Source organism: Mesorhizobium sp. B2-4-2, assembly GCF_006442845.1.
Taxonomy (GTDB): domain Bacteria; phylum Pseudomonadota; class Alphaproteobacteria; order Rhizobiales; family Rhizobiaceae; genus Mesorhizobium.
On record NZ_VFVM01000012.1, the window covers coordinates 77818 to 94564 of the forward strand.

Consider the following 16747-nt stretch of genomic DNA (forward strand, 5'->3'; position numbering starts at 1 on the left):
AATGAAAAAGTAGGTTTTGAAAAATCGAAAAGCAAAACTACCTGGAATAATTGAATAACCTTTCTTCAATTGTTCGTTTCATATGGTTTTTTCACCTCCAGCGGAAGATTTGCACCTTCCCACCCATCAGCGCCGAGTGGATACCAGATTACCGAACTGTAGCCCCACTCGATCGCCCGTTTAGCGGCATTCCAGGACATCCAGCAATTCGTCATGCAATAGAACAGAATCGCTCGCGATTTGTCCGTGCCGGCCTTGGCTTCGAGGCCTTGGCGAAAATAGCTGGTGGTCTCTTGCGAAATAGCGCCGTATCCCACGTTGGCCAGCCATGTACTGCCTGGAATGTCCTTTCTAACCTTGTCTCTCCATATCGTTCCTGCCGGCAAATTGGTCGGCTTGGGCGTGTTCGGCATCACGTCGAAGAAGACAGCTTTCTTCGCTCGCCACAGCGCTTCAGCTTCCGCCGTCGTCACCACCCTGGCGCCTTGCAGCGTCGGCGGCACCGGCGCCCGATAGTTGTCCATCCGGTACCCGTTGGGTTCGGCGATCTCGCCAGCCCGCGTCGGTTCGGCCAGACCCATAAGGCTCGCAGCGACCAGCAAAAAAACAGTCTCCCTTCCCTTCATTGGGTGATCGGTTTGTCGTGTTCGTCGATCAGCGGCACGTTGTAACTCAGCAGGAGCCTGTTGATCTCCGCCTGGTTTTCCCTGATCACCCGGTTGAGCGTCCGCTTCCATTCCTGGTCGGACGGACGTACGCCCATGGTGATGCGGTAGGACATGCGCGCGCCGGTTTTTTCCTTTACCAGCGGAACAATCGCCACATCGGCTCCAAGTTTCTTGGCATAGTAGCCTGCCATCGGTCCCCACAGGACCGCCGCGTCGATCTTGTGGGCCAGCATGTCCTTGATCATGACCTCCCCCATGGAGGGGGTGACACGCGTATCCACCGCAAGCGGATAGATCTTGGCGGTCCGCAGAAGCTTGTTGGCGGCCATGTTGGCGGTTGGCGGCGTGCGCTCGACAACCCCGATCGTCTTGCCCGTGAGTTTGGGATCCTCGATCGTTTCGACGCCCTCCATATCGTTGCCTTTCGGGTAGACCAGCACATAGGTGGAGCGATAATAGGCGTTGGTGTTCTGCACCAGTTCATCGCCTTGGGCATAGCCCATGATGATGTCGCATCGGTTGGCCCCCAGCGTGTTGCGAACGAAGCCGGTGACAAGTGGAAACCAGGTATAGGCGACGGACTTCCGTCCGGTTTTCGCGGCTACCAGTTCGGCAAGTTTGTTTTCGAAGCCTTCGCCGCTCTTGTCGGTGAAGGGCATATTCGAAGGATCGGCGCAGACGCGCAGAATGTCGGGATCGACCAGTTCTCCCGCCGCGCCGAGGCCGGCGCCTTGCGCCTGCGCGTTCGATGGCAACAAGGCCAGCGCGCCTAGAATCGGCAGAACGACGCGCAGCTTCAATGCACCGCAGCCGTTCATGTCATCCGCCCATGCAGGATGCTTCGGCATCCTTCGCCGCCTGCGGCTTGTCTTCGTGCTTGGGCGGCCTGCCGCGTGGCGCCGCACCATCGGCGCGCGCGCGCAGGTAGACATAGAGATCGTCCAGGTAGCAATAGACGTTCTTGTTGTCGCCAAAGGCAGGCATGACGTTTTCCTTGCCGCCGCCGACATTCTTGCGGCCCTCGGCGACGATCGAGAGGAACGTGGCGTAGTCCATGGTTTTCAAGCTGTTGACCAGGGCCGGCGCGTAGCTCGAACCTGTCGCATCCTGTCCGTGACAGACATGGCAATCGGAGTGATACCGGCGGTAGCCGCTGAACGTGTACCAGTCGACGGTTCCGTTCTCGATCTTGTAGGTCGGATTTCCATCCGCATCCAAATACTTGCCGCCTTCTTGCTTCACCGCCTTGGCTTTTTCCATGCTGTCCTCGGCCCACGCCACGCCTGAGCTTGCCAGAGGCAGCAGAGCCAGGACGAAAGCCGAAATTACAATGCGAACGGACATTCAAACGCTTCCTTCATTTGCCGTGGACACGGTTTTGCTGCCGTGGCCGGCATTGATCGGTGTGTCGGGGGTGCAACCGCATCGAGAGCCCGGCCATGGTTTCGGATGATCCGGGCTCTCGTTTTTCAAACCTCCGGTCCAACAAGACCTGAGGCGCGCTTAAGGTTCCCCGCCCGTCAGTCCGGGAGACCGAAGACGGTGAGCTGACCGCCCAGCGTCGTATAGTCGGCAAGTGCCGCGTAGCCGCCGACGGCACCCAGACCAGCGGTACCAACGACCGCGGACTGATCGCCTTGCGCACGGCCCTGATCGACGGCGCCATGCCAGGCAGCAGCGTTGTCAGGCGAAAGCAGACCGCCTGCCAGACCGATACCTGCCCACCCACCGACGCCGGACAGAACGGCGATGTACTGCTTGCCGTCATGCTCGTACGTGGTGATGTTGCCGATGATGCCGGACGGGGTCTTGAACTTGTAAAGTTCCTTGCCGTCCTTATCGACCGCCTTGATGTAGCCTTCGAGCGTGCCGTAGAAGACGACGTCGCCATCTGTCGCCAACGCGCCCGACCACACGGAGAACTTCTCAGGCTTCGACCAGACGATCTCGCCCTTGGCCGCATCCCAGGCAATGAAGTTGCCCATGCTGCCGTCGCCGCCAGGTGCCGGGTACATCGACACTGTGGCGCCAACATAAGGCTGACCGGCGGTGTAGCTTACCTTGTACGGCTCATAGTCCATGCAGACATGGTTGGTCGGAACATAGAACAGGCCGGTTTTCGGCGAATAGGCAGCTGGCTGTTGATCCTTCGTTCCAAGCGCCGCCGGGCAAATACCCGTCGAGTTGGTGTCTTCGCCGTTCTGCTGGGTCGAATATTTCGCCACGACCTGCGGGCGACCATACTGTTCGCTCTTTGGGTCCATGACGACTTCCGTCGCCCAGTTCACCGCTGGATCGTATTTCTTGGCGACGAGAAGCTCGCCGGTGGCGCGATCCATGGTGTAGGCGAAACCATTACGATCGAAATGCACCAGCACGTCGTGTTTGGCGCCATTGACCTCCATGCCGTCGACGAGGATCATCTCGTTGATGCCGTCATAGTCCCATTCGTCATGCGGGGTCATCTGGTAGAGCCATTTGGCAACACCGGTATCGGCATCGCGGGCCATGATCGTCATTGACCAGCGGTTGTCGCCAGGCCGTTGGACCGGGTTCCATGTCGAGGGATTGCCGGTGCCGTAGTAGACCAGGTTCAGCTTGGGATCATAGGAATACCATCCCCATGTCGTGCCGCCGCCTGTCTTCCATTGCTCGCCTTCCCAGGTGTTGGTGCCGGAATCCTTGCCTACCGGCTTGCCCAGCTGGGTGGTTTTCTCGGGATCGATCAGGGTGTCGGCGTCGGGACCTTCCGAATAGGCTTTCCAGGCAAGTTTGCCGTCTTTCAGATTGTAGGCGGCCAGCCAGCCGCGAACGCCGAACTCGGCGCCGGACACGCCGATGAGTACCTTATCCTTGACCACGACGGGGGCAGCCGTGCCGGATTCGCCTTTGCCGCCGTCGGTCATGTCGCCATTCTTGACCGACCAGACGACCTTGCCGGTCTTTGCATCGAGGGCGACGACCGTGGTGTCGGCCTGATTGAGAATGATCTTGCCGTCACCATAGGCAACACCGCGATTGACCGTATCGCAACACATGATCGGAATGACATTCGGATCCTGCTTGGGCTCGTATTTCCAGAGGATCTTCCCGTCATTCTTGAGGTCGAGCGCAAAGACATTGTTTGGGAAGGGCGTATGGACATACATCACATCGCCGATGATCAGCGGTCCACCCTCATGCCCGCGCAGCACGCCGGTGGAAAAGGTCCATTTGACCTGCAGGTTCTTCACATTATCCGCAGTAATCTGGTTGAGTTTGGAATAGCGGGTGTTGGCGTAGTCACCCGTCTGCATCGCCCAGTTCTTCGCATCCGAAGCGAGCTTTGCAAGATCCTCGTTGGCCGACGCCGTATAGGCCGCGCCGAGCGACAGAAACGCCGCAGTGGTTAGAATATACGTAGCTTTCGTAAGTACACGCATCCGAATTCCTCCCGGGGTTCACAGTGATGAATCGACTGTCAGGCCCACAAGGGCTCGCCCAAGCGATTCACGGGGGGGAAATATTTCCGGCAGCGTGTCACGACCTAAGCCAGATGTGCAGAGGGCACCGTTACTGCCCACCTCACTTTGGCCTACGAAAGACTGTCGCCGCTCCCTAATGACGGTGACGCCCTTGAAGCCGGAAACAGGGAAAGGCTATGTCATCCCAAAAGGCTAGGCAAGCAAAAAAGGCCTAGTGCATTGTTGCACCGCAATATTCTAAATGGTGCACTGCAATATACAGAAATGAACAGAACTACAAGATTAATATGAAGTGTTTTACGCTCCCGCGGTGACCGAGAACCGTACTAAAATAGTCTTACTGTCGGTCTTTTGATTTTAATATACACCGAGGTTATTTGCTAATGTTTATCGCTGCCCATCTTGGATGGCATGTAAAAAGTCTCGTCGTTCTCCGATATTGAGCGAGATACGAAGCGGTCGCGGGAGCCTGGGCGCGGAGCCGGTGATCAAGTCATCATCCATAGCTATCGCTCGTGGACAGCCCTTTCCTCCTTTGGTCGTATACGGAACCCATGGGTGCTTGACTGGCTTTACGGCGCGTTGCCAACTGGCACGCCGATCTCGTCCGGGCGCATCGAACCCGGACCAACCGGAGGTTTCTCATGATCAGATATGTTGGATTTTCGACCTTGCCGCTGCTCTTCACGGCGACACTGGCCATCGCAAACCCGGCGGGTGCTGCGGGAGACTATCCCACAGTAACGGTTGTCGACTACGTGCTCGGCTGCATGCGAACGAACGGCCAGACGCGTCAGGCGCTGGAAAGCTGTTCCTGCTCGATCGACGTCATCGCCTCGATCCTTCCCTACGACCACTATGAGACGGCTGAGACCTTCAAGAGCATGTCTTTGACGACGGGGGAAAACGCGGGGCTGTTTCGCGAAAGCGCACCGGCGAAGGCAGCCCGTACAGAGCTGAAGCGTGCGCAGTCTGAAGCCGACGTGCGTTGCTTCTAAAGATCAAGCGTGCCCATCGCGGTGGCAGTGCGGGCATACCGTATTTCGAGACTTCAGAGCCCCGTTTTCTCCAGCGGCCATTGATTGCGGAATACCTTGCCATCCGTGTCGATCGCTTCGACCTGGATTTCACCATTGCCGTGCGCCGTGAAATCGAATCGGAAATTGGGGTCTTCCGAAATCGATATTCCACCTTCCATCGAGAGGATCGGCCGGCCGGCCTGCGAGATCGACAGCTTCTGAACAAAATGCGCGGGAATGAAATACTGGGTCAACGGATCCCGCTGCAGGCCCGAATTGTTCGGGTGGCGGATCATCAACTGCAACTCCTCTGCCTTGCTCATCGTCTCTTGGGGTGGGAACTGGCGCAGCTTCATCTGCCCCATCGTCGCCATGGCCTCGTCCTGGTTCTTGACCGCAGGGGCGGAGCAGCCGCCTGACGCCTTGACGAAGGTCTGAGCCATGTGGAGTTGGCCGCCTTGAGTCTCCGCTATGGCACGCAAATAGGAATAATCGTTGACGCGCACGCGTGTCGACAGATGTGTCACCCCGGCGTCCTTGCCGATCTGGAACGTTGCCGCCACCGGCGCAGGATTGGCGTCGATGATCAAGGTCACGGATTTGATGCCGTCCGGCGCCTTGGCTGGGTCGACATAGATGTCGACAGGCACGATGGCGGCATCTTGCGCCCGCTTTGGCGCTTCGATCCTGACCACGCCGGTATCGACCAGAATAGCTCGGTCGCCGAACACGTCGCCTTTCAAGTCTTCCCAGATCTTCTCCGAAGAAGCCGTTGTTTGCTGTGCGTTGGCGGCTGAGGAGACGCCGAACAGCGTACCGATGGTCAAGATGATTGCGGCCAAGAATGATGCAAGCGACAAGGCGAACTGCCTGCTCGCGTAAGCGTGATTTTGCATTTCGATGCCTCCACCAATGCAACAGAGATGGTGCCCAGGCTGGCGTTTAGAATATGCCTTTGACGACGCGTTGGCAAATCGCCCCACTTCATGATCTCTGGCGCATGTCGGTGTGGTCTATTCCCATTCGAGTTCAGCAAAAGCAGCCGTTGCGTTGCGCTCATTGTAGTCGTCGAACAGGTGCCATTTGCCCCGTTCGCTTCCGGCGGCGGTTTTGACGGCCTCTCGGAGCGGCGTCCCGTCGGCGATCGCCTTGCGGATATCGCGCGCCAGAATCTCGAAATAGCGCCGTTCTCCTGCCAACGCCTGCGGCCAGTCGGCCGGTACCGGACCATGACCCGGAACGACGCGCGCGGCGCTGATCGCGGCGAGCGCATCCATCTGGCGGAGCCAGCCAAGCAGCGATCCGTCGAGCGTCGGCAAGGAGCCCATGAACACGAGATCGCCGGCAAAGAGAGTGCTGGTCTCGGGGTCGAAGACGGTCAGGTCGTTGTCGGTGTGCGCAGCCTTCCATGCCCGCAGTTCGAGCATGCGCCCGCCGAGATCGAGTTCCAGGCGATCGTCGACCAGCATCGCCGGCGAAACGATCTCGACTCCGTTCATAAGCGCTTCGCCGACCTGTTCGCGATAATTGTGCAGATAGAACGCGCCACGCGCCTCGAGGGCACGCGGCAGATTGCGATGGCCAACAATGGTCGCGCCGATCTCCCGGAATGCCGCATTGCCGAAAATGTGGTCGGGATGCATGTGGGTGTTGATCAGGAAGCGAACCGGTTTTGCGGTTATCTTTCCGATCGCGGCGAGCAAGGCGTGCGCCTCGGTCAGGCTGCCGCCACTGTCGATGACGGCAACCGCGTCGGTGCCGACGACGACGCCCAGATTGCAGATGGCACCGTCGTTGGTGGCGGTCATCAATTCATCCACGCCCTGAAAGGCGAAGACGCCATCGGCGATTTGGCGGACCGAGAACCGCAGGCCACCTGCCGCGGCTAGGGCGGCTCGTCCGAGGCAGCAGGGCAGCAAGGCGGCGCTGACAGCGGTGCAGGCAAACCCACTCACAACCCTGCGTCGTAGCCGATCAATCGACATGGGGTCCTCCGATATGCATTCGCCATCAGGGCGTTCAGGTGACGCCCGGGAACCTTTGCCGGAACGACCGCAGAAGGTCGCTCATCACCTGTGAATTGCGATGTTGCCGAGGCAACCGCACGTCGAACACGCCCAGCACATGTGCTGGTCGCGGCGCGAGCACGATGATGCGATCCGACAGCATCAGCGCCTCGCGCAGATCGTGCGTTATCATTAAGGCGGTCGTAGGCCGTGCCGACCACACCGACAGAAGCAGGTGACGAAGCCGCTCGGCGGTCTGGTGGTCGAGCGAGACAAACGGTTCGTCCAGGACAAGCATCGCCGGCTCGGTAGCGAAGGCCCTGGCAAGTGCTGCCCTGCGCGCAAGGCCGAGCGACAGTTCCGCAGGATAGAGAAAACGCATGCCGGCGAGGCCGAGAGTTTCAAAGAGCCCGTCAAGATTCTTCGTTCTCAAGCTTTTCGGCAAGGCCAGCCTGACATTTTGCTCCACCGTTCGCCACGGCAGCAAGATCGGCTCCTGGAACACGGCCGCAATGCGGTTGGAGCCTCCCTGCGGCAACTGGAAGGATCCGGAAAAATCCTTGTCCAATCCAAGCAGGATACGCAGTGTCGTGGTCTTGCCGCAGCCCGACGGTCCCAGCAAGCAGGCGAATTCGCCTTGCCGGACCTCGAAGGAAAGGTCCTGAAGCGCCGTGATCGAGACGCCTTGCGCGGACCTGAAAGTCTTTTCAGCGATATCGACCCTAAGCGGGACGACGGCGCCAACGGGTTGCATGTCGTTCAACGGGTTGCACCAAAAGAAGTTCGATGACGAGCATCACCGCCACGAAAGCCAGTGTGTAGGCAAGAATGGCGGCGACGTCGAAGAGCTGGAAATAGAGATGGATCTGGAAGCCGACGCCGTTCGACCGGCCGAGCAGTTCGACGACCAGGACGATCTTCCAGATGAGGGCGATGCCGGATCGTGACGCGGCGGCAAGATAGGGTTGCAATTGCGGCAGCAGGATGTGGCGGATGCGATCGAGAGGACCGAAGCGATAGACAGTGGCCATTTCGGCGTAGCTCGGATCAAGCGCCCTGGCGCCCTCACGCATCGTCACTACGACATTCGGGATTTTGTTCACCGCCACCGCGCCGATCGCCGCGGCCTCGTTAAGTCCGAACCAGATATAGCCGAGGACGATGACGACCAGCGCCGGGATGTTGAGGAATAGAATTACCCATGGGTTAAAAAAGCGGTCGGCGCGACGATAGCTGCCGAGCAGAACGCCGATGACCGATCCTATGATCATCGCGACGATATAGGCCGCGGCGACCCGGCCGAGGGTCGCGCCGAGATGATAGAAGAGGTCGCCGCTCGCAGCCTCCCTGAGGAGCACCTGCCAGACCTGTCCCGGCCCCGGGAGGGCACGGCTCCGCCAGACACTCGCCGCAAGGCTCCACAGCAGGCAAAGCCCGAGCAAGGAAACCGCCACGGTCAGCGCGGGCATCAGCGTTGTCGCCAAGCTGGATCGCCCGGACATGCTCGTCGGGGCACCTCGCGTGCCGTTGCTGGTTTCCGGTGCGGTCATTCCGTGCGGTCCTGCCAGAATGTGCCGGGCGCCATCTCGGGCGCGCTGCCGACCAGCTTCGCGCCACCGATCGCCGCCAGCACGTGATAGAGCTTGCCGGCGTCGGCCGCTTCCTCGGCGACCGCCCGCCTGGGGATGCCTTGGCGGTAGCGGTCGCGCAGTTTTTCCAGTTCTTTGCCTTCCGCGCGAATGATCGGCGCCAGGCGCAGCCACTCCTCGTCGGATCTGGCCAGCAGGTCCTTGGCTTGCGCGGAGGCCCTGACGAAGCCCCTGGCGGCCTCCGGGTTCTCGTTCGCCCATTGGTCGTGGAAGACGTAACCGAGTGCCGACACAGGTCCCAAGGCGCCGAGCGCACGCGTCGCATCGTTCACGCCCATCAATCGACGAAAGCCGTTGGCCTCGAGACGGGCGCAGAAATGCCAGAAATTCAGCACCGCATCGAGTTCGCCCTGCATGGCCTTTTCCGAAATCAGCGGTGGCGCGCCAAAGATGATGTCGCTGGTTGCCAACAGGTCGATCCCGTAGTCGCGTCTGGTCAGAGCCTGTATCAGCAGCCAGCTCTTGTCGAGCGGGCCGCCGGCGACGCCGATCTTCCTGTGCTTGAGGTCGGCGACCGTCTGGATCGGCGACCCCTCCTTCACCATGATCGCCCCCACGGCGGTCGAATAGGGAGCTAATGTGAGGTCGCCGCCTTCCGACCGTTGGCGCGAGACCCACAACCAGTCGGAGACGATCATGTCGATCGCACCGGCCAGCAAGGCGACGTTGGTCGCGTCCTCCCCGGCGAAATCGATGATCTCCAGATCGATCCTGTTCGCCACATCGAATTTGTGTTGCCTCAACGTGTCGAGTTCCCAACTCACGGTTCCAAACTTCAGGACACCGACGCGAATCCTGGCTGCTGCAAAGACAGGCCTTGCGGCAAGAGCAGCGACTGTGCCGAGAACCGCTAGACGCAGCGTGTTGCGCCGTGAAATCATCATGACACCTCCTCCCTGGGCTCCAGGACGTCAATCAGATCGCTCGTTCCTTGCTCGGAAATGCGCATTTCCAGCGCATGACCTTGAGGGCCGGGTGTTCCTGAGACCATTTCGCGATCTCGCTAGGTGCAAGGAACATGCATTGGAGCAGAGAGCCGCGGCTCTCGAAATAGAGGTGTTCGTCTCGGCAATTGCCCGGATTGGTGCTGAGGCACACCGTTAATATGAGATCGACCATATCCATTTAGCACCTCTTGCGCTCCGGGACGCCTGTCTCGACTGGTCCGGCCCAATGAGGAGCCTGGACAAAATCGCCAGTTGCCGGATTCCCGAGGTGCCAGTGGAGAAACCGGATGTCTTGAAGCTACGCATTCGCCCGATAGCCGTCAACAAAGACGAATACCGGTACCCTGGGTACTCAAGCCTCTATACCTTTATACGATTGACTTTCACCGCACGCCAACTAGCTTTTCGATTCGCGCGGCGCCGCTTCACAAAGGGAAAGCGGATACTCCACTCCACCGCGTAAGGTGCATGCCAATGGATGAAAGATCGGCATGCGCAAAATCGTCCAGGGCACCCAGACGATCCATGAGGAAATGCCATGCGCGCAATCGCATTTTTCGCAGTCGTGTTTGCTGTGTCCTTCATCACAAGCCAATCCCAGGCACAGGATGCCGCGGCGGGTGAGAAGGTCTTCGCCAAATGCAAGGTCTGCCATGTCGCCGACCAGGACAAGAACAAGGTCGGCCCGTCGTTGAACGGCGTCATCGGCCGGACGGCTGGCACACACCCGGGGTTCAGTTACTCCCAAGCGATGGTCGCGGCAGGCAAGTCCGGCGTCAAATGGGACGAACCCACGCTGACGACTTACCTTCGCGATCCCAAGGCCATGGTCAAAGGAACGAAGATGGCGTTCGTCGGCCTCAAGCAGGACCAAGACATCGCCAACGTCATCGCCTATTTGAAGCAATTCTCGAAATAGCGGCGCCGCCGGCCGTTCGAACTTGCGTCCGGCCGGCGTTCGCCCCGATCAAGCACCGGCTTGCAGCCCCTGTATCGCCGCAGGCAGGTCGAAAAGGCTGTCGCAAACCTGGTCGGCGCCAAGCTCTTCAACCGGAAAATGGGTGTATCCGCCGCGCAGCAGAATGACGGGCATGCCGGCGGCGCGCGCGGCGCCTGCATCGGCGCCACTGTCTCCGACCAGCAGCGCGTCACAGGGGTCGACTCCAAGCTGGGCGAGCGCCAGCAGCAGAGCATCGGGCGCGGGTTTCAGGCATGTCACCGCGTCTCCGCCAATGATCGCACGGAAATATTCCGTCAGTCCGAAATGCAGCAGGATCTCGCGAGTCGCCAACTGCGGTTTGTTGGTCGCCACGCCCATGGCCATTCCCTTCGCGTAGAAGTGTGTGAGAACCTCCCTGACGCCAGGCATCAGTCTTGTCAGGCCGGTCAGATGTCGGCTGTAGATCGGCGCCATGACGCGGTTGGCCTCATCGAGCGCGTTGCCGACGAGCGGCGCTCCCGACGCCGCGAATGCCCGCTCTATCAATTTCCTGACGCCGCCACCGATCATGGCCTTGACCTGGTCCAGGCGCAACGGCGGCAGATCGCGGCTGGCCAGCAACTCGTTGACGGCGGCCGTTATATCAGGCGCCGAATCGACCAGCGTGCCGTCGAGGTCGAACAGGATCGCCTTCGGCGGTCGAAGCGACCTACCTGCGCCGACATTCATGCAGCATCCTTCCACTTGATCGAGCAGCCGATCGAGGCGATTTGGTCGAACGGACCATCCCCGGTTCGAGCAACCTGCTTCATCGCCTCGAACAGATCGCGTCGCAGCCCGAGCGGTCCGGATTCGCGTCGCGACGCGTCCAGCCGGCCGCGATATTGCAGTCTCAGTTCGCTGTTGAAACCGAAGAAATCGGGAGTGCACACCGCTGCGTAGTCGCGCGCTACAGTCTGGGCCTCGTCGTGCAGGTAAGGGAACCTGAAGCCGTTCGTCACGGCGAAGCGCTTCATGTGGTCGAAGGAATCGTCCGGGTAAGTGTCGGCATCGTTGGAGTTGATGGCGACGAAGCCGATACCTTCGGCCTTGAGGTCATTGGCGTCGCGTACGATGCGAGAGATCACGGCCTTCACATAAGGGCAGTGATTGCAGATGAAGGCTACGACCAGGCCATTCGGGCCGGCGTGACCGAAGATGGAATGCGACGTGCCGTCGACGCCGGGCAAAACGGCATCGATGGCGGGCCAGCCGAAATCGCATACAGGTGGGGCCGCAGCCATGTTCGTCTCCCCGACAACGGTTTACGCGGCTTTCCGGATCGCGCCATCGGCCGCCCGTCTGATGGCGCCGATATTGGCACGATAGGCTGCCTCGGTGCCTCCCTTGAATACAGCCGAACCGGCGACCAGTACGTTGGCGCCAGCCGCGGTGACCAGCGGGGCGGTCTCGGCCGTGACTCCGCCGTCGATCTCGATGTCAATCGGGCGATGGCCAACCAAAGCCTTGATCCGTCTGACTTTCTCGACGACCGCTGAGATGAAAGCCTGGCCGCCGAAGCCTGGATTGACCGTCATCAGCAGCACCAGATCGAGCCGGTCGAGCACATACTCGATGACGCTCTCCGGCGTCGACGGATTGAGCGACACCCCGGCCTTCTTGCCAAGATTCCTGATCGCCTGCAATGAGCGGTCGAGATGCGGTCCAGTCTCGGCATGCACCGTGATGATGTCGCAACCGGCATCGGCGAAGGCGGCCAGATAGGGGTCGGCCGGCGCGATCATCAGATGGCAGTCGAAGATCTTGTCCGTTCGACCACGGATCGCCTTGATGACCGGCGGACCGAAGGTGATGTTGGGCACGAAATGCCCGTCCATCACGTCGAGATGGATCCAGTCGGCGCCCGCCTGAACGACAGCTTCGACCTCGTCGCCGAGCCGCGAGAAATCCGCGGAAAGCACGGAGGGCGCGATGATTGTCCTGGTGACCATGGTCGTCGTCTCCAATTTCTGTCTTTCGTCTCGGGGCGCCCGCCAGCCGGCTTCGCCCTCAGCGCGTCTTCGTCTCCGGTTCGCCTTCGAGCTTCCCTTCCGCGAATACGCGGCTGCCGCGGATATCGGATTCCTCGATGGTAATAAGGTCTGCCTTGGTCAGGGCACGGCTTCGCGATGCGAAAAGCCGATTGGCCTGGCGAAGCCGCGCCCGGTCCAGCCCATTGCGCACCGAGCGCGCGTTGGAGAAATGCGGCAGCCTCATGCGGATCGGAAGATACTCTTCGAGGGCCTGGGCGGCCGCCTCGCTGAGGCGATAATTCTGCTCCGCTAGCATGATCTCGGCGATCGATTTCAGCTCACTGACGCCGTAGTCGGGAAAATCGAGGTGGTGAGCGATGCGCGAACGCATGCCGGGATTGCTGTCGAAGAAACGATCCATCTTGTTCTTGTAGCCGGCAAGGATCACGACCAGGTCGTCACGATTGTTTTCCATGCATTGCAGCAGGATCTCGATCGATTCCTGGCCGTAGTCGCGTTCGTTCTCGGGCTTGTAGAGGTAATAGGCCTCGTCGATGAAAAGCACGCCGCCCATGGCACGCTTGATCACGTCGCGCGTCTTGGGTGCGGTGTGGCCCACATACTGGCCGACGAGATCGTCGCGCGTCACCGCGACCAGGTGGCCTTCGCGGACATAGCCGAGTCGATGCAGGATTTCGGCCATCCTCAGCGCCACGGTGGTCTTGCCCGTGCCGGGGTTTCCCGTAAAGTTCATATGCAGTGTCGGTGCGCCCGAGGTCAGTCCGAACTTGCGGCGAAGCCGGTCGACCAGGAGAAGGGCCGCGATCTCGCGGATGCGGTTCTTGATCGGCTTCAGTCCAACGAGTTCGCGGTCAAGCTTATCCATCACCTCGTCGATGTTGGACGCTTCGAACTCGGCCTGCAGATCAACCAATTCGTCCTGCGCGGCTGCGCCTTTGGCTATCGTGTCCAGCATGGCTCAGCTAGCTCCGCTCGCCCTCGGGCCTGTCGGTGGCATAAGGCACGATCGAATAGCCCTGGCTGCGGCCGTCACGCTCCTGGCGCAGCAGCCGGAACCCGGGTTCGCTGGGTGGCCGGTTGACGATGAACGACATGCGCGGCGCTTCCCATCCCTTGGTCGAATCGAAGGCGGTTACCCGGACATACATGTTCGGACAGGCTTTCCGGCAAGCGTTGACTTCGAGCAGGATGCCCGCCGGGTCTCTCAAATCGAACATCGGGTTGCCGTACATTTCCCAATAGGTGTTTCGCGGATGCGGATCGTCCGTGTACTCGACGCTGACGGCCCAGTGGTTCTTCAGCGCATATTTGATCTGCGCCGAAATCTGCTCATCAGTGAGATCGGGCAGGAACGAGAACTGTCCCTGCGTGACCTTGTTTCCCGGATTGGTCATCATGGCGACGGTTCCTTTCTTCTAGAAGCTGGGCGTTGCGGTTGGCACGAAGTCGGCCGTGTCGGTCGATTCATAGTTGAAGGTGACATCCTTCCAGGTCTCCAGGGCAGCCTTCAGCGGGGTGCACCATTTGGCCGCCTGTTCGAGGATTTTGGTTCCTTCGCGCAAATAATCGCGTCCCTCGTTGCGGGCCAGGATCATCGCTTCCAATGCAACGCGATTGGCCGTCGCGCCTGCCTGGATGCCGTCGGGATGGCCGATCGTGCCGCCACCGAACTGCAAGATGACGTCCTCGCCGAGATAATGGATCAACTGGTGCATCTGGCCGGCATGGATACCGCCCGAGGCGACGGGCATCACCTTGTTGAGCGAGGCCCAGTCCTGATCGAAGAACAGCCCGGTTTCGAGGTTCTGCGGCGTGCGTTCCTCGCGCAGCGTGTCATAAAACCCCTTGATCATGAGCGGGTCGCCTTCCAGCTTGCCGACCACAGTGCCGGCGTGGATATGGTCGACGCCGGCCATGCGCATCCATTTGCAGATAACGCGAAAATTCATGCCGTGGTTCTTCTGGCGCGAATAGGTCGAATTGCCGGCGCGGTGCAGGTGCAGGATCATGTCGTTGCGGCGTGCCCACTTGGCCATCGACTGGATCGCCGTGTAGCCGATGACGAGATCGATCATGATGATACAGGAGCCAAGCTGCTTGGCGAATTCGGCGCGCTCGTACATCTCCTCCATCGTGCCGGCGGTGACGTTGAGATAGTGGCCCTTGACCTCGCCAGTGGCAGCTGAAGCCTTGTTCACCGCCTCCATGCAGTAGAGGAAGCGGTCGCGCCAGTGCATGAAGGGCTGCGAGTTGATGTTCTCGTCGTCCTTGACGAAGTCGAGGCCGCCCTTCAGGGCCTCGTAAACGACGCGGCCATAGTTGCGGCCTGACAGGCCGAGCTTCGGCTTCGTCGTCGCGCCGAGCAGCGGACGGCCAAACTTGTCGAGCCGCTCACGCTCCACCACGATGCCGGTTGCGGGTCCCTGGAAGGTTTTGAGATACGCGACCGGGATACGCATGTCTTCCAGTCGCAGCGCCTTGACCGCCTTGAAGCCGAACACGTTGCCGATGATCGATGCGGTCAGGTTGGCGATCGAGCCCGGCTCGAACAGGTCGAGGTCGTAGGCGATGTAGGCGAAGTACTGTTGCTCGGTCTTGGTGCCGGGACCGGTGTTTGGAACCGGCTCGGATCTGAACGCCTTGGCGCGGTAGAGCTCGCAGGCTGTCAGCCTGTCGGTCCACACCACGGTCCAAGTCGCGGTTGAGGATTCACCGGCGATGGCGGCCGCTGCCTCCTCGTGGTCGACGCCGGGTTGCGGCGTGATCCGGAACATCGCGATCAGATCGGTCTCCTTGGGCCTGTAGTCCGGCTCCCAGTAGCCCATCTTCTTGTAAGGGATGACCCCTGACTTGTAGCGTTCCTTGCCTTCCTTGAGCGTACCCGCTGGCAGCATATCGATCTTGTTCATGACAGGTCTCCTGTTTGTTGCTCAGGCGGCTTTCGCGGTTGCGATATGGGGCGCGAGTTTTCCCGCGGCATAGCGTTTGGCCATCTCGTCCATGGCGATGACCTTGATCTTCGAGGCGTTGGACGCCGTGCCGAAACGCTCGAAGCGGTCTCGGCAAAGATCGTGCAAGGCGTCCATGGCGGGCTTCAGGAATTTTCGGGGATCGAACTCGCGCGGATTCTCCGTCGCGACGCGGCGGAACTGCCCGGCCATGGCCATGCGGCAATCGGTGTCGATGTTGACCTTGCGCACGCCGTAGCGGATGCCGCGCTCGATTTCCTCCACCGGGACGCCAAAGGTCTGGGGCATCTCGCCGCCATATTTGTTGATGATGTCCTGCAGTTCCTGTGGCACGGAGGAAGAGCCATGCATGACCAGATGCGTGTTGGGTAGCTTCTCGTGGATCGCCTCGATCACCTGCATGGCCAGTATGTCGCCGTCCGGCTTGCGGGTAAATTTGTAAGCGCCGTGCGAGGTGCCGCAGGCGATCGCCAGCGCGTCCACCTGGGTTGCGGCCACAAAGTCGACCGCCTGATCGGGGTCGGTCAAGAGTTGGTCGTGGGAGAGCGCGCCCTCGGCGCCGTGGCCATCCTCGGCCTCGCCCTGGCCGGTTTCCAGCGATCCGAGCACGCCCAGTTCGCCTTCGACGGAAGCCCCGACCCAATGCGCCATGCGTGTGACTCGTTCGGTTACGGCGACGTTGTAGGCATAGCTTGCCGGCGTCTTGGCATCTGCCATCAGGGATCCGTCCATCATCACCGAGGTGAAGCCGTGGCGGATCGCGGAAAGGCAGGTGGCCTCGTCGTTGCCGTGGTCCTGATGGATGCACAGCGGAATGGTCGGATGCATTTCAGTCAATGCCTCCATCATTTTGGCCAGCATGACGTCGTTGGCGTAGGACCGGGCCCCACGTGAGGCCTGGATGATGACAGGCGCGTCGCAGGCTTTGGCCGCTTCCATGATTGCGAGGCCCTGTTCCATGTTGTTGATGTTGAATGCAGGGACGCCGTAGCCGTGCTCGGCGGCATGGTCGAGAAGCTGGCGAAGGGTGATGCGGGCCATTGTGGGTCCTC

At 60.3% G+C, this 16747-nt stretch carries 19 protein-coding genes; 2 read left to right on the forward strand and 17 right to left on the reverse strand.

What is annotated here, in order from left to right; translation table 11 throughout:
* Positions 1-65 precede the first annotated feature (65 nt).
* The 4 genes from FJ942_RS23670 to FJ942_RS23685 all read right to left on the reverse strand — a co-directional run bounded on the left by FJ942_RS23670 (position 66) and on the right by FJ942_RS23685 (position 4090).
* Positions 66-626, reverse strand: coding sequence for a PQQ-dependent catabolism-associated CXXCW motif protein (locus tag FJ942_RS23670; RefSeq protein WP_140899108.1), 561 nt, complete (start codon positions 624-626; stop codon positions 66-68).
* Complete coding sequence (locus tag FJ942_RS23675) at positions 623-1516, reverse strand: substrate-binding domain-containing protein (RefSeq protein WP_140899110.1); 894 nt, start codon at positions 1514-1516, stop codon at positions 623-625. The genes FJ942_RS23670 and FJ942_RS23675 overlap by 4 nt, the downstream gene beginning before the upstream one ends.
* The gene (locus FJ942_RS23680) at positions 1488-2012 is read right to left on the reverse strand and encodes a c-type cytochrome, methanol metabolism-related (protein ID WP_140515133.1); all 525 of its coding nucleotides are present in this window, start codon (positions 2010-2012) and stop codon (positions 1488-1490) included. The genes FJ942_RS23675 and FJ942_RS23680 overlap by 29 nt, the downstream gene beginning before the upstream one ends.
* 176 nt (positions 2013-2188) lie before the next feature.
* On the reverse strand, positions 2189-4090 hold the full coding sequence (locus FJ942_RS23685) for a methanol/ethanol family PQQ-dependent dehydrogenase (protein ID WP_140498243.1): 1902 nt from the start codon (positions 4088-4090) through the stop codon (positions 2189-2191).
* Between the two features lie 686 nt (positions 4091-4776).
* Here FJ942_RS23685 and FJ942_RS23690 point away from each other — a divergent pair.
* A complete protein-coding gene (locus FJ942_RS23690) occupies positions 4777-5130 on the forward strand; it encodes a hypothetical protein (RefSeq protein ID WP_140498241.1) in 354 nt (117 codons plus the stop codon).
* Positions 5131-5183: 53 nt separating this feature from the next.
* On the opposite strand, the gene FJ942_RS23695 is transcribed toward FJ942_RS23690, so the two are convergent.
* From FJ942_RS23695 to FJ942_RS23720, 6 genes are all read right to left on the reverse strand, one after another.
* On the reverse strand, positions 5184-5993 hold the full coding sequence (locus FJ942_RS23695) for a quinoprotein dehydrogenase-associated SoxYZ-like carrier (RefSeq protein WP_246679885.1): 810 nt from the start codon (positions 5991-5993) through the stop codon (positions 5184-5186).
* 171 nt (positions 5994-6164) lie between these two features.
* Positions 6165-7136, reverse strand: a complete 972-nt coding sequence (locus FJ942_RS23700) for a quinoprotein relay system zinc metallohydrolase 2 (RefSeq protein WP_140899112.1) — start codon at positions 7134-7136, stop codon at positions 6165-6167.
* 34 nt (positions 7137-7170) lie between these two features.
* Positions 7171-7911, reverse strand: a complete 741-nt coding sequence (locus FJ942_RS23705) for an ATP-binding cassette domain-containing protein (protein WP_140560505.1) — start codon at positions 7909-7911, stop codon at positions 7171-7173.
* On the reverse strand, positions 7880-8626 hold the full coding sequence (locus FJ942_RS23710; protein ID WP_224519073.1) for an ABC transporter permease: 747 nt from the start codon (positions 8624-8626) through the stop codon (positions 7880-7882). The genes FJ942_RS23705 and FJ942_RS23710 overlap by 32 nt, the downstream gene beginning before the upstream one ends.
* Positions 8627-8703: 77 nt before the next feature.
* Positions 8704-9690 (reverse strand): ABC transporter substrate-binding protein, encoded by a 987-nt coding sequence (locus tag FJ942_RS23715; RefSeq protein ID WP_140899114.1) that lies wholly within the window; start codon positions 9688-9690, stop codon positions 8704-8706.
* A gap of 31 nt (positions 9691-9721) precedes the next feature.
* Positions 9722-9931, reverse strand: a complete 210-nt coding sequence (locus FJ942_RS23720; protein ID WP_140498232.1) for a hypothetical protein — start codon at positions 9929-9931, stop codon at positions 9722-9724.
* Positions 9932-10291: 360 nt separating this feature from the next.
* Between FJ942_RS23720 and FJ942_RS23725 the strand changes: the two genes are divergently transcribed.
* Positions 10292-10672, forward strand: coding sequence for a cytochrome c family protein (locus tag FJ942_RS23725; protein ID WP_140498230.1), 381 nt, complete (start codon positions 10292-10294; stop codon positions 10670-10672).
* Between the two features lie 48 nt (positions 10673-10720).
* On the opposite strand, the gene gph is transcribed toward FJ942_RS23725, so the two are convergent.
* Genes gph through fba form a run of 7 tightly spaced genes read right to left on the reverse strand, consistent with a single transcriptional unit; the run spans position 10721 to position 16736 of the window.
* Positions 10721-11422 (reverse strand): phosphoglycolate phosphatase, encoded by a 702-nt coding sequence (gph, locus tag FJ942_RS23730; protein WP_140566588.1) that lies wholly within the window; start codon positions 11420-11422, stop codon positions 10721-10723.
* Positions 11419-11976, reverse strand: a complete 558-nt coding sequence (locus tag FJ942_RS23735) for a thioredoxin family protein (protein ID WP_140899116.1) — start codon at positions 11974-11976, stop codon at positions 11419-11421. The genes gph and FJ942_RS23735 overlap by 4 nt, the downstream gene beginning before the upstream one ends.
* Before the next feature lie 21 nt (positions 11977-11997).
* Positions 11998-12684, reverse strand: a complete 687-nt coding sequence (rpe, locus tag FJ942_RS23740) for a ribulose-phosphate 3-epimerase (RefSeq protein ID WP_140899118.1) — start codon at positions 12682-12684, stop codon at positions 11998-12000.
* A gap of 58 nt (positions 12685-12742) precedes the next feature.
* Positions 12743-13681, reverse strand: coding sequence for a CbbX protein (gene cbbX, locus FJ942_RS23745; RefSeq protein ID WP_140515140.1), 939 nt, complete (start codon positions 13679-13681; stop codon positions 12743-12745).
* A 7-nt stretch (positions 13682-13688) separates the two neighbouring features.
* A complete protein-coding gene (locus FJ942_RS23750) occupies positions 13689-14123 on the reverse strand; it encodes a ribulose bisphosphate carboxylase small subunit (protein ID WP_140498220.1) in 435 nt (144 codons plus the stop codon).
* Between the two features lie 18 nt (positions 14124-14141).
* A complete protein-coding gene (locus FJ942_RS23755) occupies positions 14142-15635 on the reverse strand; it encodes a ribulose-bisphosphate carboxylase large subunit (RefSeq protein ID WP_140498217.1) in 1494 nt (497 codons plus the stop codon).
* A 21-nt stretch (positions 15636-15656) separates the two neighbouring features.
* Positions 15657-16736 carry a class II fructose-bisphosphate aldolase gene (gene fba / locus FJ942_RS23760; protein WP_140515142.1) on the reverse strand — a complete coding sequence of 360 codons (1080 nt, stop codon included), beginning with the start codon at positions 16734-16736 and terminating at the stop codon, positions 15657-15659.
* Positions 16737-16747 lie beyond the last annotated feature (11 nt).

Excerpts from the sequence above, each read along its gene's own strand:
- FJ942_RS23755 (WP_140498217.1), bottom strand. The coding sequence starts at position 15,635 with ATGAACAAGATCGATATGCTGCCAGCGGGTACGCTCAAGGAAGGCAAG.
- FJ942_RS23720 (WP_140498232.1), bottom strand. The coding sequence starts at position 9,931 with ATGGATATGGTCGATCTCATATTAACGGTGTGCCTCAGCACCAATCCG.
- FJ942_RS23685 (WP_140498243.1), bottom strand. The coding sequence starts at position 4,090 with ATGCGTGTACTTACGAAAGCTACGTATATTCTAACCACTGCGGCGTTT.
- FJ942_RS23715 (WP_140899114.1), bottom strand. The coding sequence starts at position 9,690 with ATGATGATTTCACGGCGCAACACGCTGCGTCTAGCGGTTCTCGGCACA.
- FJ942_RS23735 (WP_140899116.1), bottom strand. The coding sequence starts at position 11,976 with ATGGCTGCGGCCCCACCTGTATGCGATTTCGGCTGGCCCGCCATCGAT.
- fba (WP_140515142.1), bottom strand. The coding sequence starts at position 16,736 with ATGGCCCGCATCACCCTTCGCCAGCTTCTCGACCATGCCGCCGAGCAC.
- FJ942_RS23670 (WP_140899108.1), bottom strand. The coding sequence starts at position 626 with ATGAAGGGAAGGGAGACTGTTTTTTTGCTGGTCGCTGCGAGCCTTATG.
- FJ942_RS23750 (WP_140498220.1), bottom strand. The coding sequence starts at position 14,123 with ATGATGACCAATCCGGGAAACAAGGTCACGCAGGGACAGTTCTCGTTC.
- FJ942_RS23710 (WP_224519073.1), bottom strand. The coding sequence starts at position 8,626 with ATGCCCGCGCTGACCGTGGCGGTTTCCTTGCTCGGGCTTTGCCTGCTG.
- cbbX (WP_140515140.1), bottom strand. The coding sequence starts at position 13,681 with ATGCTGGACACGATAGCCAAAGGCGCAGCCGCGCAGGACGAATTGGTT.
- FJ942_RS23725 (WP_140498230.1), top strand. The coding sequence starts at position 10,292 with ATGCGCGCAATCGCATTTTTCGCAGTCGTGTTTGCTGTGTCCTTCATC.
- FJ942_RS23690 (WP_140498241.1), top strand. The coding sequence starts at position 4,777 with ATGATCAGATATGTTGGATTTTCGACCTTGCCGCTGCTCTTCACGGCG.
- FJ942_RS23680 (WP_140515133.1), bottom strand. The coding sequence starts at position 2,012 with ATGTCCGTTCGCATTGTAATTTCGGCTTTCGTCCTGGCTCTGCTGCCT.
- FJ942_RS23700 (WP_140899112.1), bottom strand. The coding sequence starts at position 7,136 with ATGTCGATTGATCGGCTACGACGCAGGGTTGTGAGTGGGTTTGCCTGC.
- FJ942_RS23705 (WP_140560505.1), bottom strand. The coding sequence starts at position 7,911 with ATGCAACCCGTTGGCGCCGTCGTCCCGCTTAGGGTCGATATCGCTGAA.
- FJ942_RS23675 (WP_140899110.1), bottom strand. The coding sequence starts at position 1,516 with ATGCCGAAGCATCCTGCATGGGCGGATGACATGAACGGCTGCGGTGCA.
- gph (WP_140566588.1), bottom strand. The coding sequence starts at position 11,422 with ATGAATGTCGGCGCAGGTAGGTCGCTTCGACCGCCGAAGGCGATCCTG.
- rpe (WP_140899118.1), bottom strand. The coding sequence starts at position 12,684 with ATGGTCACCAGGACAATCATCGCGCCCTCCGTGCTTTCCGCGGATTTC.